The organism is Deferrisoma palaeochoriense (assembly GCF_054656955.1).
Genome location: NZ_BAAHXI010000085.1, coordinates 1 through 13,103, shown reverse-complemented (window position 1 = coordinate 13,103; position 13,103 = coordinate 1). Strand labels below are relative to the sequence as shown.

Annotated in this window: 16 protein-coding genes; 4 read left to right on the top strand and 12 right to left on the bottom strand. The window is 68.6% G+C overall.

From position 1 onward, the window contains the following. Window positions 1-5 precede the first annotated feature (5 nt). The 8 genes from ACYQ8L_RS16840 to ACYQ8L_RS16805 form a co-directional block, all read right to left on the bottom strand. Complete coding sequence (locus ACYQ8L_RS16840; protein WP_459942976.1) at window positions 6-596, bottom strand: class I SAM-dependent methyltransferase; 591 nt, start codon at window positions 594-596, stop codon at window positions 6-8. A 63-nt stretch (window positions 597-659) separates the two neighbouring features. Further along, window positions 660-1,067, bottom strand: coding sequence for a methylmalonyl-CoA epimerase (gene mce / locus ACYQ8L_RS16835; protein ID WP_459942975.1), 408 nt, complete (start codon window positions 1,065-1,067; stop codon window positions 660-662). A gap of 13 nt (window positions 1,068-1,080) precedes the next feature. Continuing rightward, window positions 1,081-1,479, bottom strand: a complete 399-nt coding sequence (locus tag ACYQ8L_RS16830; protein ID WP_459942974.1) for a cobalamin B12-binding domain-containing protein — start codon at window positions 1,477-1,479, stop codon at window positions 1,081-1,083. Between the two features lie 45 nt (window positions 1,480-1,524). Then, window positions 1,525-3,186 (bottom strand): acyl-CoA mutase large subunit family protein, encoded by a 1,662-nt coding sequence (locus ACYQ8L_RS16825; protein WP_459942973.1) that lies wholly within the window; start codon window positions 3,184-3,186, stop codon window positions 1,525-1,527. Window positions 3,187-3,430: 244 nt separating this feature from the next. Then, window positions 3,431-3,832 carry a type II toxin-antitoxin system VapC family toxin gene (locus ACYQ8L_RS16820; protein ID WP_459942972.1) on the bottom strand — a complete coding sequence of 134 codons (402 nt, stop codon included), beginning with the start codon at window positions 3,830-3,832 and terminating at the stop codon, window positions 3,431-3,433. Beyond that, window positions 3,832-4,044 (bottom strand): hypothetical protein, encoded by a 213-nt coding sequence (locus ACYQ8L_RS16815; RefSeq protein WP_459942971.1) that lies wholly within the window; start codon window positions 4,042-4,044, stop codon window positions 3,832-3,834. The genes ACYQ8L_RS16820 and ACYQ8L_RS16815 overlap by 1 nt, the downstream gene beginning before the upstream one ends. 361 nt (window positions 4,045-4,405) lie before the next feature. Continuing rightward, window positions 4,406-6,778, bottom strand: coding sequence for a peptidase U32 family protein (locus ACYQ8L_RS16810; protein ID WP_459942970.1), 2,373 nt, complete (start codon window positions 6,776-6,778; stop codon window positions 4,406-4,408). Window positions 6,779-7,302: 524 nt separating this feature from the next. Continuing rightward, a complete protein-coding gene (locus tag ACYQ8L_RS16805) occupies window positions 7,303-7,677 on the bottom strand; it encodes a nucleotidyltransferase family protein (RefSeq protein WP_459942969.1) in 375 nt (124 codons plus the stop codon). Window positions 7,678-8,340: 663 nt separating this feature from the next. Between ACYQ8L_RS16805 and ACYQ8L_RS16800 the strand changes: the two genes are divergently transcribed. From ACYQ8L_RS16800 to ACYQ8L_RS16790, 3 genes are all read left to right on the top strand, one after another. Then, entirely contained in the window at window positions 8,341-8,763 is a 423-nt protein-coding gene (locus ACYQ8L_RS16800) for a prepilin-type N-terminal cleavage/methylation domain-containing protein (RefSeq protein WP_459942977.1), read from the top strand. Window positions 8,764-8,917: 154 nt separating this feature from the next. After that, window positions 8,918-9,343: a pilin gene (locus tag ACYQ8L_RS16795; RefSeq protein WP_459942968.1), complete on the top strand. Its 426-nt coding sequence runs from the start codon at window positions 8,918-8,920 to the stop codon at window positions 9,341-9,343. Window positions 9,344-9,347: 4 nt separating this feature from the next. Beyond that, a complete protein-coding gene (locus ACYQ8L_RS16790; RefSeq protein ID WP_459942967.1) occupies window positions 9,348-9,740 on the top strand; it encodes a type IV pilin protein in 393 nt (130 codons plus the stop codon). A 159-nt stretch (window positions 9,741-9,899) separates the two neighbouring features. Here the strand turns inward: ACYQ8L_RS16790 and ACYQ8L_RS16785 are convergent, their stop codons facing one another. After that, window positions 9,900-10,697 (bottom strand): hypothetical protein, encoded by a 798-nt coding sequence (locus tag ACYQ8L_RS16785; RefSeq protein ID WP_459942966.1) that lies wholly within the window; start codon window positions 10,695-10,697, stop codon window positions 9,900-9,902. A gap of 399 nt (window positions 10,698-11,096) precedes the next feature. Between ACYQ8L_RS16785 and ACYQ8L_RS16780 the strand changes: the two genes are divergently transcribed. Then, complete coding sequence (locus ACYQ8L_RS16780; RefSeq protein ID WP_459942965.1) at window positions 11,097-11,411, top strand: DUF6922 domain-containing protein; 315 nt, start codon at window positions 11,097-11,099, stop codon at window positions 11,409-11,411. Window positions 11,412-11,622: 211 nt separating this feature from the next. On the opposite strand, the gene ACYQ8L_RS16775 is transcribed toward ACYQ8L_RS16780, so the two are convergent. From ACYQ8L_RS16775 to ACYQ8L_RS16765, 3 genes are all read right to left on the bottom strand, one after another. After that, entirely contained in the window at window positions 11,623-12,051 is a 429-nt protein-coding gene (locus ACYQ8L_RS16775; RefSeq protein WP_459942964.1) for a type II toxin-antitoxin system VapC family toxin, read from the bottom strand. Then, on the bottom strand, window positions 12,029-12,337 hold the full coding sequence (locus ACYQ8L_RS16770; protein ID WP_459942963.1) for a type II toxin-antitoxin system Phd/YefM family antitoxin: 309 nt from the start codon (window positions 12,335-12,337) through the stop codon (window positions 12,029-12,031). Before ACYQ8L_RS16770 ends, ACYQ8L_RS16775 begins: the two co-directional genes overlap by 23 nt. A gap of 108 nt (window positions 12,338-12,445) precedes the next feature. Beyond that, window positions 12,446-13,103 (bottom strand): DMT family transporter (locus tag ACYQ8L_RS16765; RefSeq protein ID WP_459942962.1); only part of this gene is annotated, 658 nt, incomplete at its 5' end.

Here is a 13,103-nt window from a genome sequence, read left to right as displayed (position 1 = left end):
TCCCCCTAGCCGCCCGGCTGCCCGCCGCTTTGCCGCCGAAACACCGCCACGTAGCAGTCCTCCCCCAGGTCGGTGACCTCGGGGCCGGCGAACCCCTCGGGAGCGGCGAGGCCAGAGAGGTCCTCGGGGGAGAGCCGGATCCGCTCGGGCGGGCCGTGGGGCGTGGGTCGCTTGTGGAACTCCACCGCCGCGAGCCACCCCCCGGGCCGGAGCACCCGGGCGGCCTCCCGAAGCGCCGCCCCGGCCTCGCCCCGTTCGGCCAGGTCGTGGAGCACCGTGGCGAAGAGCACCCCGTCGGTCGAGGCGTCGGCGAGGTTCTCGAGCCGGGCGGCGTCGCCCCCCCGGGCCGACACCCGGTCCGCGAACCCCCGGCCCCGGGCCTCCCGGTTCAGGGTTTCCACCCCCTCCTCCCAGGGGTCGATCCCGAGGACCCGCACCCCGTCGCCCAAGCGCTCCGCCAGGGCAAAGGCGTAGTTCCCCACGCCGCACCCGAGATCCAGCAGGAGCCCCTCCCGCACCTCCGGCAGCGCGGCCAGGAACCGCTCCCGGTCGATCAGGCCAAAGCTCGACTTCCCGGCCTCGCGGGGCACGCCCATGGATCGACTCCTCTTGGCATCGGTGACGGGTAAGACGGCGGGGCTGCCTAGCTGCCTCGCCGCTTACTCCCCCATCTCCTGCACGAGTTCGGTCAGCACCCCGCCGGAAGACTTGGGGTGCACGAAGGCGATCCGGGTGTTGTGGGCGCCGGTCCGGGGGGTCTGGTCCACCATCCGCACCCCCTCGGCCTTGAGCCGCTCCACCTCGGCCGCCACGTCGTCCACCTGGTAGGCGATGTGGTGGAACCCGGGGCCGTTCTTCTCCAGGAACTTGGCCACCGGGGAGTCGGGGCTCGTAGGCTGCACCAGCTCCAGGCGCACCTCGCCGATGGGCAGGAACGCCACCTTCACCTTCTGGTCGGCCACCTCCTCCACCCCGCCGAGCTCCAGGCCCAGGTGCTTGGTGTAGAAGGCCGCGGCCTCCTCGATGTCGCGAACCGCGATGCCGATATGGTTGATCTTGCTGGGCATGTCGCTCCTCCCTCTACGCCCCCAGGCGCTCCCGGATGAACTTCACCACGTCGTTCGTATCGGTGCCGGGCAAAAAGATCTCGGCGAACCCGGCCTCCTTCAGGGCCGGGATGTCCTCCACCGGGATGATGCCGCCCCCGAACAGGAGCACGTCGCCCTTGCCCTTTTCCTTGAGGAGCTGGGCCACCCGCGGGAAGAGCACCATGTGGGCCCCCGACAGGCACGAGAGCCCCACCACGTCCACGTCCTCCTGGATCGCGGCGGCCACGATCTTCTCGGGGGTCTGGCGGATGCCGGTGTAGATCACCTCCATGCCGGCGTCCCGAAGGGCCCGGGCCACCACCTTGGCGCCCCGGTCGTGGCCGTCGAGGCCGGGCTTGCCGATCAACACGCGAATCTTCTTCTGCGCCATCTCACAACCCTCCCGGGTCAAAGGTCGAAAGAAAAACCGATCGGATTAGGTGGCCTCGGTGTACTCGCCGTACACCCCCCGGAGCACGTCGCAGATCTCGCCCAGGGTGGCGTAGGCCTTCACGGCCTCGAGGATCGGGGGCATCACGTTCGCGCCCTCGGTGGCGGCCTGCCGGAGGGCCTCCAGACTCCTTTCCACGGCCCCGGCGTCGCGCTCGGCCCGCACCCGGGCCGTCTTCTGGCGCTGGTAGGCCTCCACCTCGGGGTCCACCCGCAGGATGTTCTTCGGGAGCTCCTCCTCGATCTGGAACTTGTTCACGCCCACCACGATCTGCTCGCCGCTTTCCACGGCCCTCTGGTAGGCGTAGGCGGCATCGCCGATCTCCTGCTGGATGTACCCGGCCTCGATCGCCTTGATCACCCCGCCCATGTCGTCGATCTTGTCCAGGTACTCCTTGGCCCGGCGCTCGATCTCGTCGGTCATGGCCTCCACCAGGTACGACCCGGCCAGGGGGTCGGCCGAGTCGGCCACGCCCGACTCGTGGGCGATGATCTGCTGGGTCCGCAGGGCGATCCGCACCGAATCCTCGGTGGGCAGGCACAGGGCCTCGTCCCGGGAGTTGGTGTGGAGGCTCTGGGTGCCCCCCAGCACCGCGGCCAGGGCCTGGAGGGTCACCCGCACCACGTTGTTATCGGGCTGCTGGGCCGTGAGGGTGCACCCGGCGGTCTGGGTGTGGAACCGCAGCATCATGCTCCGGGGGTTCTTGGCGCCGAACCGCTCCTTCATGATCCGGGCCCACAGCCGGCGGGCCGCCCGGAACTTGGCCACCTCCTCCAGGAGGTTGTTGTGGGCGTTGAAGAAGAACGACAGCCGCCCCGCGAACTCGTCCACGTCGAGGCCCCGGTCCACGGCGGCCTGCACGTAGGCGATGGCGTTGGCCAGCGTGAACGCCACCTCCTGCACCGCCGTGCTGCCGGCCTCCCGGATGTGGTAGCCCGAGATGGACATGGTGTTCCAGGCGGGCACGTGCTCCTTACAGAACGAGATGATGTCGGTGATGATCTTGAGGCTCGGTTCGGGGGGGAAGATGTAGGTGCCCCGGGCCACGTACTCCTTGAGGATGTCGTTCTGGATGGTGCCCCGGAGCTTGTCGCTCGGCACGCCCTGCTTCTCGGCCACGGCGATGTACATGGCCAGCAGGATCCCGGCCGGGGCGTTGATGGTCATGGAGGTCGAGACCTGGTCCAGCGGGATGCCGTCGAACAGGATCTCCATGTCCCGGAGGCTGTCGATGGCCACCCCCACCTTGCCCACCTCGCCCTCGGCGAGTTCGTGGTCCGAGTCGTACCCGATCTGGGTGGGCAGGTCGAAGGCCACACTCAGGCCCGTCTGGCCCTGCTTCAGGAGGTAGTGGTAGCGCTCGTTGGTCTGCTCGGCCGTGCCGAACCCGGCGTACTGGCGCATGGTCCAGAACCGGCCCCGGTACATGGTGGGCTGCACGCCCCGGGTGAAGGGGTACTCGCCGGGGAGCCCCACGTTCTCCAGGTACCCGTCGAGGTCCACGTCGAGCGGGGTGAACACCCGTTTCACCTCGATGCCCGAGGTCGTCAGGAACTTCTCCCGGCGCTCCGGGAACTTCTTGAGCGTTTTCGCCACCGGCCCCTGTTCCCACGCCTCCACGCGCTGGCGGATCGCCTCTTTGTCCATGGAAGCCTCCCTCCGCGATCGAAACGACGCCTCAAACCCACCCCGCCGGCCCTTCCGACGGGCTGGCCCGGCAGGGTAGCAGGATCGCTCCTTTTCAGCAATATTGAAAATCTTAAGGGAGGCTAAAAAGCGGGGCGGCGAGGCAGCTTGGCGGCCCGGCAGCAGGGGTGGTGAACAGGACTCGGTCGCGCCGAAGGGAATCGCCGGTAGAACGAAGGAGTCCGCCGGGGCGAGAACCCGACCCTCACCATATTGTTTCCACAGAGGAGAGCCTGATCTTCGCGTCCCGGGAGACAAGGGGCCTCTCCAACGCGAGGGCCGTCGCTGCGATCACTCGGTCCGGCAGGTCGGGAACGGTCCCCCTCGGAACCTTCTCCATCGCCCGGGCCACAAGAGCGTCCAACGGCACTACAACCACCCCCGTATCCTCCCGAGCCCCCAGGGAAGAAAGTCCGTGATACAGGTCCCAGGGTATCCGTCCCTTCTCGGCCAAGTAGAGCAACTCCACCAAGGTAATCGCGGACACGAACACCGGTTCTCCCGCCTGGAACGCCGACGCCACGGCTTCCCGAGCACGGCGGGAGAGCCGCCCGGAGGCCGTGGCATACCACACCAACGCGTGGGTATCGAGAACGAGCCCCGCCATCAAAGGTCGTCCCTGGGGAACCGCCGGGCCATCTCCTCCCGCGCCCGGTCAATGTCCTCTTCCGTCACCTCCACCCCCGCCCAAAGCCCGTATATGTCCGGCACGCGCGGCCCACTCCCCTGGCCCACCTTCCTGACATAGGCGAGCACATCCAGCTGCTTTTCGGGAGGGAGCTTCTTCACCTGCTCCAGGATTTCGTCCACCAGGGTCATTGGGCGTCTCCGATCTACGAATACCAACGGAAATATTGCAGCTCCCCGTCGTTGCGACGGAAACCCGCGGGTGGGGGGCTGGTGGAGAGCCGGGGGCGGCCCCTCACCTCGCCGCGCCCTCACCACGCCTGGATCGATTTGGAAGGTCCGGATCGTCCGCCACCGCCGCCCCGCCCCGCCGAGCCGACAACGGCATGGAAAGGCGCGGCGAAGAGGGTGCCGCACTCGCGCCCGGCCGGAACCAGTCCCCCACCCGCCGCCGGCACTACTCTTGAAGGTAGCAGCAACAGTTTTCGTCTGCCCCACCGTGGAAATCTGCCCCGCAGTTTACCGCGCGTCAACACCCTCCCGCTCCGGCCTCCTACCCCTCCCAGGCCCGACGCAGGTCCTGGAGCACGGAGGGGAGTTCCCCCGGGTGGGTGGGGCCGCCCAGGTCCACGAGCAGGTCGCTCACCCCGGCCGCCCGCCAGGCCGGCGCCCGGTCGAGCCAGGAGAACGACTCGGTGCGGTACACCCGGGCGGCCGGGTCGCGCACCAGGGCCCGGGGCACGAACGACCAGGTGAACTCGGTGCCGTCCTGGGCCGTCCGGGCCTCGTCCGCGAGCCACACGGCGGCCGGGTCGAGGCGGGTCAGAAAGAGCGGCGGCCGGCCCCAGGCGTAGGCCACGGGCCGGCCCGGCCAACCCTCCGCCCCTTGGGCCTCCGGGCTCACCACGAAACTCCGGCAGCCCCGCTCCAACAGGGCCTCGGCGGCCCAGGGGTTCACGACGTTGAGTTCCCGGCCGGCGTGGCACTCCAGGTCGAGCCCCCCGACCAACTCGAAGTGGCCCGGGTTCGTGAGGCACACGGCCCGGAACCCCTCGGCCGCGAGGCCCTCCAGGCGCTCGCGAAAAAGGGCGAGGTCGGCCTGGGCGATCCAGGCCGGGATCTCCCACACGATCCGGTCCCGGCCCCCGAGCTCCCCGGCCAGCCGCTCCCGGGCCCGCAGGGTCTCGGTGGTCATGAGGGCCACCACCCGGTGGGGCTTCTCGGCCGCCGCGGCCCTGAGGGCCCTCGCCGTCTCGGCCCGGATCCACACCCGCACCCGGTCGGCCGGGCGGGCCGGGCCCGGGGCCGGGGCCGGCCGGGCCACCGAGACGGCCCGGCGCTCCCCCTCGGCCCGGAGCGCCTCGTCGAGCCGGGCCACCACGGCCCGGCGGATCTCGTTCAGGCGCGAGGGGGGCACCACCACGGGCGGGATCTCCCCCTCCACCCGGAACCCCGCCAGGTGGTAGCCGGTGCCGCCCAGGCGGCCGAACCGCCCGTGGAGCGTGTGGTAGTCGAGCGGGTGGCGCTCGGCCTCGTACCACTCGACCCCGAAGGTCTCGTCCACCTCGGCCGGCCCGCAGGCGGCCCGCACCCGAAGCTCCCCCGGACCGAACGAAAGGGTGAGCCGAAGGGGCCGCCCCTCGGGCCCGGCCGCGGTCCGGGCCTCCTTGGCGAACCGCTGCTCCAGTTCCTCGCCGGCCGCGGTTTTCGTGCGGAGCACCGGGTCGCCCCGGTTCACGGCGTCGGCGCACTCGAGTTCGTAGCGGAACCCGCCCGGCACCTTCCTTTTCCGAAACGCCCGGAGTGTGAGATCCACCCCCTGGCCGGTGGCGCCCGTGGGGATCCGCAGGCGGTCGCCCCGGTGGAGGGGCGTCTCGGTGAAGAGCACCAGGCTTCCCTTCTTCCACCGCACCACCCGGCCCACCCGGGCCCCCAGCGCGGGCGCGCCGCCCTTCCGGAGCACCTCCCGGGGCCGGGGGTGCACGGCGTAGCCCTCCGAGGCCGGCCGCGCGGCCACCGCCGCCAGCATCTCCCGGGCCGCCCCCACGGCGGCCTCCCGGTCGGCCTCGTCGGCATCGAGCACCTTCCGGTAGGCCCGCACCACGGTGTGGACGTACTCGGGCCCCTTGAGCCGCCCCTCGATTTTGAGGGCATCCGCCCCGGCCCGGGCCAGGTCCCACACCCGGCCGATGAGGCAGAGGTCCGAGGTGGAGAGCGGATGGTGCTCCCTCCCGGTCGCGGGTCCGGCCTTCCCCCGGGGCCGGCGCCGGGGCCCGGGGCGCTCGGCGTCGAAAGCCTCGGGACTCGGCTCCCCCCCGGGACGGCGGTAGCCCCAGCGGCAAGGCTGGGCGCACCAGCCCCGGTTGGCGCTCCGGCCCAGAAGCAGGCTCGAGGCGAGGCACTGGCCCGACACCGAGTAGCAAAGCGCCCCGTGCACGAACACCTCGAGCGACGCCCGGGTCTCCCGCCGGATCGCCGCGATCTCGGGGATCGTGCACTCCCGGCCCAGCACCACCCGGGCGAACCCCATCCCCTCCAGGGCCCGCACCCCGGCCGCGTTGTGGACCGACATCTGGGTCGAGGCGTGGAGCCGGGCCTCGGGGAACACCTGCCGGCACACCCGGGCGAGCCCCAGGTCCTGGAGGATCAGGGCGTCGGCCCCGAGGCACACCAGGTCCCAGACCGCCCCCGCGACCCGGGGCATGTCGGCCGGGTCCACCAGGGTGTTCAGGGTCACGTACACCCGCCGGCCGGCGGCATGGGCCGCCGGGACCACCCGGGCCAGGTCGTCCAGGCCGAAGTTCTTCGCCCGGCCCCGGGCGCTCCACTCCCGAAGCCCCAGATAAAACGCATCGGCCCCGGCCTCCAGGCCGGCCCAAAACGCCTCGACCGACCCCGCCGGGGCCACCAGTTCAGGTTTCGACATGAAGCCTCACTTCGTGCTGGGCGGCTAGGCCGCTAGGCGGCTTGGCGGCCAAAACGCCTTCGTCCGATCGGCGAAATGTACCCCGTGCGTCGCACGCTGCGCCCGTAGAGCCACTGTTCCCGGGCCGGCCTTTCGGCCCGGGTTTCCTCTTCCTAAGCGACGGCCTCTGGACGCTTCGGTCACCTCTCGTGCAGGTCTTCCCTCGCCCAGGTTCCACCGATCCGCCGACTGCAGGACTCCTTCGACAGGTTGATCAGGTCATCGAGAGCCTGTTCCGGCCTTGACGACCCTCCAGCGAACGCCCGCAGCGCGTCCAGAAATGCTCGGTCCACGCTGACCCCAACGCGCCTCGCCCGGGCCAGAGTCCGCTCCAACAGTTCGTCGTCAACCTGAACTCTGAGATCCCTTTCGTTGCGAGATTTGCGGCGTTGCGAGAGGCCCAAACCCCATTCTCACGCCACGTGCGCAACGAACGCCACGGTTTTCGGAGGAGGTTCAATGCTGGACCAGCCGCGTAGCGGCGGTCATAGGTCCACACCCTCCTCCTCGATGGTTTCCAGGAGCCGCGGCGAGGCCTCCTCCGCCCGGACGAGGTCCACCGAAAACCGCGGGTCCTCGGCGAGGCACCGCGATACGGCCCGAAGATACTCGTCTTCCGCGATGCCCCACGCGGCCAGGTCCACGTCGGACCGTTCGTGGAAGAACCGGGCCTCCACCGCCGACCCGAACAGCACCACCCGCTTCGCCCCGAACTCCCGGCGAAGCACCTCGGCCAGGCGCCGCGCCAGCACAAGCGCCTCCTGCCGCCGGCACTCCCGCGCCCGCGCGGCGCGCTCGGCCCGCTCCTCCGCGGCCCGCCGCCATTGGGCCCTTTCCGCCTCGGTGTATTCCCGAACCATTTGGCTTACCCCAACTTCGGGTCCACGAACCCTCGGCCACGGGTGTTCGCGCCGCGGGCGCTGCGGCGTGGCGAGACATCCAAAACCAATTCTCACGCCACGTGCGCAACGAACGCCACGGGAAGACGCTTGCGTTTCCGTGGAGAGAGATTGGACCCGAACCCTCGCCGCCCGGGGAACCGGTCCCCCGGTCCGGCCTCCTCCCGATTCGCCTGGCGTTGCGGGAACTCGCACCGAAGCACCTTACCACCGCCCCCGCCGGGCTTCTACGGGGCCGTGGTGACGATTTTTGTCATCCGGGACTGCCGCAGATTGTCAGTTTCGGGGCGGCATTTCGGAACTCGCGGGCGGCACCCCAACATGTCGGGGGTGCGTAGAAACAAAGACCCACATGTCGTTGCGCTTTGGGGTGGCCGGAAAAAATCGCCGTTGGCACGGCCGTTGCTACTAAAGCGGGCGAAGGCAAGGGACGATCAGTAGCCCGAAGGCTTTCGGCGGAATACAAACCCAGGGACGGGGGGAAAGGAGGTCGAGGATCAAGGATGACGCCGCCCGAGACGTAGCGACCAACCGGGGGGAGCCCCTGGCTCCCGCAGAGCACGCAACCCAAACCCAACACCCAACGAAGGAGGTACCATCATGATCCGCAAGATTCGCAGTAAGATGAAAGAGCGCAAGGGCTTCACCCTGATCGAACTCATGATCGTCGTGGCCATCCTAGGCATCCTGGCCGCCGTGGCGATCCCCCAGTACCTCGGCTACATTGCCCGCTCCAAGGCCAATGCCACCCGGGCCAACTACGACACCGCGGTCAATTTCGTGAAGAGCGAGTTTGCCAAGGTGTCGGGTGGTGGCCAAGGTGTCGCCTCCGTGACCGACGAACTGAACTCCGGCAACAAAAAGAACCCCTATGACGCTTCCGCTTCAGCGTTCACCGCTGACGGGGCCGTGGTCCTCGGTGACGTCGACATCCAACCCGATGATCTGAGCTCCTTGTCCCCGGGCGACACCGTGACCGTCCAGGCGAGGTGGCTGGACAATGATGGCAATAACGTCGACGAGACCGTTGATCTGACGTTCGAGTAACATCCAGAGGCACGGAGGGGCCCGGAACAAGGCCCCTCCGTGCTCTTCTTCCCCACAGCTTTGGTAAGCGCATACTCACTCCCACGCCCGCATGGGCGCGACCCAAGGGCAGCCGGCCTCGGCTTCGGCCATGTCGCTTCGCCGGAGGAGACCCATGGGGAAGACTGATTCGTCCATCGCGGGGCTCACCCTCATCGAGCTCTTGGTCGTTGTGGCCATTCTCGGAGTTCTCGCCGCGATAGCCGTCCCCGCGTACACCGGCTACGTCGCAACCGCGAAACAAAGCGTGCTGGCCAACAATTTCAACGCGGCGGTGCAACTCATCCGAAACGAGATCAGTAAACGGGCGGCAGGGGCGGAAAATTATCTCGACACGCCCGACGAATTTGCCGGAGCATTGAATAGCGGCGGGAAACGAAGCGTCTACGACACGTCACAAGCCGCCTTTGCCACATCGGGTTCTGGCCCGGGCACGGTGGTCATCACCGAGGACCCTGCCACGCGAACCTACACCGTCACCGCCTACGACCAGAACGGCAACCCTGTTGCGGGCCAGAGCGTCACCATTCTTCTGGAGTGAGCCCATGAGAACGCGCGGCTTTACCCTCGTGGAACTCATGATCGTCGTGGCCATCCTCGGGATTCTAGCCGCTATCGCAGTGCCCATGTACAAGGGTTATATCACAACCGCACGCAAGTCTGAGGCCAAATCGAACCTGGAAACGATTCGCCTTCTGGAAGAGCAGTATTACGCGGACTACAAGACCTACGTTGCGGGGGCGGACACCGCCACATTGATCGCCAATCTCCCGGGATTCGAGCCCGGGAACCCGGCCGACCTGTACTACGACTACAAGGTCGAGGCCGGCGCCACGGGCGACATCGCCACCTCGTTCAAGGCCACGGCCACCCCCAAGTCCGGCGCGCCGGCCGGCGTCCTCACCATCAACGAAAAAAACGAGAAAACCGGCTGGTAGGATTCAGCATCCCACCGGTCAGGCCGAGCTCCCGCACTCGCACGCGGAATTGCCCCCGGAGGCCTCGACGCTTCCCCGCCAGGCCTGAACGAGCACCGAGAGCATCTCGGTACCCCCGCGCGGCGCGAACGTCCCGACACCTTTCCCTAGTGTGTCCGCTTAGGGCCCGTCCCGCTTCACCCTCACATGCCTCTCGACAGGAGGTCCTTCCGGCAGAAACGCCAGCGGCGAGAAGGCGTCCGGGTCCAGCGCGATGGCCAGCCGATCGTAGCGGCACACGAGGGGAACCAGGAGAACGTTCTCCGGCTCGAGCCCCCTCTCCCTCAGCCAGATTTCCGCCCTCTCGGCCCATTCGGGTGCCCGCTCCCGCCAGGCGGTCAGAGTCAGGGGGTATTCCCGGACGATGCCCAGGTTCTGGTCGGTCAGGGGCTCCATGAGGTCGCCCCGCAGGAACACCGGGCGGCCGGTCTGGAGGGCGGCTTTGCGGATGCGTTGGCGTTCGGCCTCGTCGGGGGGCATGCGGATCACGGCGTAGACCGGGGTCCTGTCGGCCTCCTTTAGGAGCTTTTTGGCCTCGTCGCCGGCGAGGGGCAGGAGGTCGGCGCTCGCCGAGTAGAACGCGCCGTCGGCGAACACCACCAGGGCCGTGCGCTGGGCCGCCACGGTCCAAAGCCCCCAGCCGAAGGCGAGGGCCTGGAGGGTGCCGATGACGCCGTAGTCCAAAAGGAGCGCCCGACGGCTTTTCTTGGGGTTGTACACGATGAGGGTCAAGAGCGGCCCCAGCACCAGGTCCACCCCCACGATGAGCCGCAAGCCCTGCCAGCCGCCGTCGGCCACGAAGTAGGGCATGGGGAACCAGTGGCGGATGAAGAGCCACAGGAGCACCGCCATCGCCGTGGCGCTGATCGCAAGGTGGGCGCCGAACGCCCGCAGCTTCGACTTCGCCAGCGGTTTCATCCCGGAAACCCTCCGTGCGGTCTACGGTTCCGTACACCTCCAAGACCAGGATTTCTTATCGGCGCGGAGGCTTCTCAGATAAGGGCTGGCGGCGGGATGGGCAAGGGAGGCCCTAGGGCGGCCCTCTGGCCGCGGGCAACGTTATCGTGGCTCGGAAGCCGCTCCCACGGGGTGGGCCGGAGAGAGCGCTGGAATCATCAAGGATCCCGGCCTCCCTGCGTCCGAGCCTCCCGGCGTCCCAGCAGAAGATTGTCTTCCCCGAGGACAATTTCTCGGCTAATTTTGTCTCGCCGGGCGGCAATTCGGGCTTCGCGCGCCGAGCGCCGGCCGGTCGTTTGGCCGGGACCGATCCCCCTCGCTTCGATGTCGCTCAGGACCCGAGAAGACTGGAGACCCCCGTTGTCCAGCATCCCGAAAAAGTTTCACCCGCTCTTCTTGGACACGGATCCGGCCCGCGTCGATTGGGACGCCCACCGGGACTGGGTGATCCGCCGGTTCCTGGCCGAAGGCGACCACGAAGCGGTGCGGTGGGTCTGGCGCCAACTCGGCGACGAGGGGCTTCGCGCCTGGCTCCGGCGGACGCGGTGCCGGGGGCTTTCGAGACGCCGGATCCGGTTTTGGCAAACCGTGCTGGACCTCCCTGCCGACGAGGTCGAGGAGTGGCTCGCCGACCCGGCCCGGAAGGTGTGGGATGAAAGGGGGTTCGGTAGATGAGGTCGGCTTGTCAGGAAGTCTCCCGCAATTCCCCGCAGCACCTCTTTCCCGCCGGTGAGGCCGCCATGGTTACAGGCAAGGGCCCGCTTGGTTGGCCGGCCCGATTCCGGCGTGGGTCGCGGCTTCCCTCACGCCCCCGGCGGAACGCGTTTACCGCGCGGCACGGGTCAGGACCGGCGAGATAACGCCGGCAGACACACGCCTCGCCACCTCATCCCCGAACGACCCGGATGAAGTCGAAACGGTTTGCCACCTGACGGGCCAGCCGTTTGTCCGCGGTCCAAAACTCCGCCCCACACCGCCGAGCCGCGGCGAGATAGTGGGCATCGCAGGCAGCCGGCAGACTCAGCTCCCGTGCAAGGAGCAGTGCCTCTTGGTGGAGGGCGTGGTCGTCCACGAAGCGAAGCCCCAACTCCGTCAACATATCCAACGCTTGTTGCGTTTCCGTCGCCGTCAGAAAGCCGGCGCGCTCGTACCGATAGAGCGCGTTCGTGACCTCGTAGAAGATGAGCCCGGGGGCGATGACCGTTCGCGCCTCTTCGGCCCACCGGCGCCACAGGGATGCAACGGTCTCGCTCTCTTCCCCTGGAACGACAAGCCGCACAACGAAGCTCGCGTCAACGCAGAGGGGCAAGCTCATCGTCCCGCTCCCTCCTCAGCTCTGCGATGACGTCCTCAGGCGGGGGCAGCAAAACCCCGCCATTTCGTTCCAGGATTCTCTTCCTCAGCGCCTTCGCTCGCTCCAACACCGAAACGGGCTCAGCCTCGGATCGGGCCTTCAAGCGGGCGTAGGATTCCGCAGAAAGCAAGACGACCTCGGCCTTGCCGGCTCGCTCCACAATGACGGTTTCTCCGAGATCCCGCACGTGTCGGATCCACTTTCCGAAGTGGATCCGGGCTTCTGTAGCGCTGATGACCCGTTCCATTTCTCGCCCTCCGTTTGATCGATCCATCGATTAATCCTATACGGCGGCCCACCCGAGCAAGTCAACGACTCCCATCGCACGTCCGAGGGATGCCCCGGTCGCTGGTCGCTATCCCCGGTGGTCGTGCCGGTGGTCCGGGTCGGGGAGGTGGGGGTGGTTGTGGACCAGGGGACCGTGGCGGTGGGGATGGCGGTGGCGTTCGGACTGGTGGAGCCCCAGGCCCAGGGCCATGAGGAGGGCCGCCCCGGCCAGCCGGACCGATAGGGACTCCCCCAGCACGAGGACCGAGGCGGCGGCCCCGAAGAAGGGCGCAAGCGAAAACCAGGCCACGGTGCGCACCGCGCCTAGACGCCGCAAACCGAGAACGAAAAGGACGAGGCTCACCCCGTAGCCCAGCGCCCCCGTGACAAGCGCGGCCGGCCAGGCGACCCCCGCGAGCAGGGGTTCGCCGCGCGTTCCGGCGAGGGCCAGGTTCACCGCCCCGCCCGCGAGCCCCTTCACCCCGGCCACGAGCACCGCGTCGGTTCGCTCGATCCGGGCCGTGAGGTTGTTGTCGAGGCCCCAGGCGAGCGTGGCGGCGAGGATCCAGAGGCTCCCCGGCTCGAGAACCCCCGCCTCCCCCGACCAGGACAGGAGGGCGCCCCCGGCGGCCAGGAACCCCAGCCCCGCCCACGATCTTCGTCCCACCGGCTCCCCGAAGGCCCACCGGGCCAGAAGGGCCGTGAACACCACCTCGAGGTTGAGGAGGAGGGCCCCGCCCGATGCC

Bases quoted from the DNA above. Each gene is read 5' to 3' on its own strand.
- ACYQ8L_RS16840 (WP_459942976.1), bottom strand. From the start codon at position 596: ATGGGCGTGCCCCGCGAGGCCGGGAAGTCGAGCTTTGGCCTGATCGAC.
- ACYQ8L_RS16825 (WP_459942973.1), bottom strand. From the start codon at position 3,186: ATGGACAAAGAGGCGATCCGCCAGCGCGTGGAGGCGTGGGAACAGGGG.
- mce (WP_459942975.1), bottom strand. From the start codon at position 1,067: ATGCCCAGCAAGATCAACCATATCGGCATCGCGGTTCGCGACATCGAG.
- ACYQ8L_RS16775 (WP_459942964.1), bottom strand. From the start codon at position 12,051: ATGAGCTTGCCCCTCTGCGTTGACGCGAGCTTCGTTGTGCGGCTTGTC.
- ACYQ8L_RS16805 (WP_459942969.1), bottom strand. From the start codon at position 7,677: ATGGTTCGGGAATACACCGAGGCGGAAAGGGCCCAATGGCGGCGGGCC.
- ACYQ8L_RS16795 (WP_459942968.1), top strand. From the start codon at position 8,918: ATGGGGAAGACTGATTCGTCCATCGCGGGGCTCACCCTCATCGAGCTC.
- ACYQ8L_RS16830 (WP_459942974.1), bottom strand. From the start codon at position 1,479: ATGGCGCAGAAGAAGATTCGCGTGTTGATCGGCAAGCCCGGCCTCGAC.
- ACYQ8L_RS16815 (WP_459942971.1), bottom strand. From the start codon at position 4,044: ATGACCCTGGTGGACGAAATCCTGGAGCAGGTGAAGAAGCTCCCTCCC.
- ACYQ8L_RS16800 (WP_459942977.1), top strand. From the start codon at position 8,341: ATGAAAGAGCGCAAGGGCTTCACCCTGATCGAACTCATGATCGTCGTG.
- ACYQ8L_RS16790 (WP_459942967.1), top strand. From the start codon at position 9,348: ATGAGAACGCGCGGCTTTACCCTCGTGGAACTCATGATCGTCGTGGCC.
- ACYQ8L_RS16785 (WP_459942966.1), bottom strand. From the start codon at position 10,697: ATGAAACCGCTGGCGAAGTCGAAGCTGCGGGCGTTCGGCGCCCACCTT.
- ACYQ8L_RS16820 (WP_459942972.1), bottom strand. From the start codon at position 3,832: ATGGCGGGGCTCGTTCTCGATACCCACGCGTTGGTGTGGTATGCCACG.
- ACYQ8L_RS16770 (WP_459942963.1), bottom strand. From the start codon at position 12,337: ATGGAACGGGTCATCAGCGCTACAGAAGCCCGGATCCACTTCGGAAAG.
- ACYQ8L_RS16810 (WP_459942970.1), bottom strand. From the start codon at position 6,778: ATGTCGAAACCTGAACTGGTGGCCCCGGCGGGGTCGGTCGAGGCGTTT.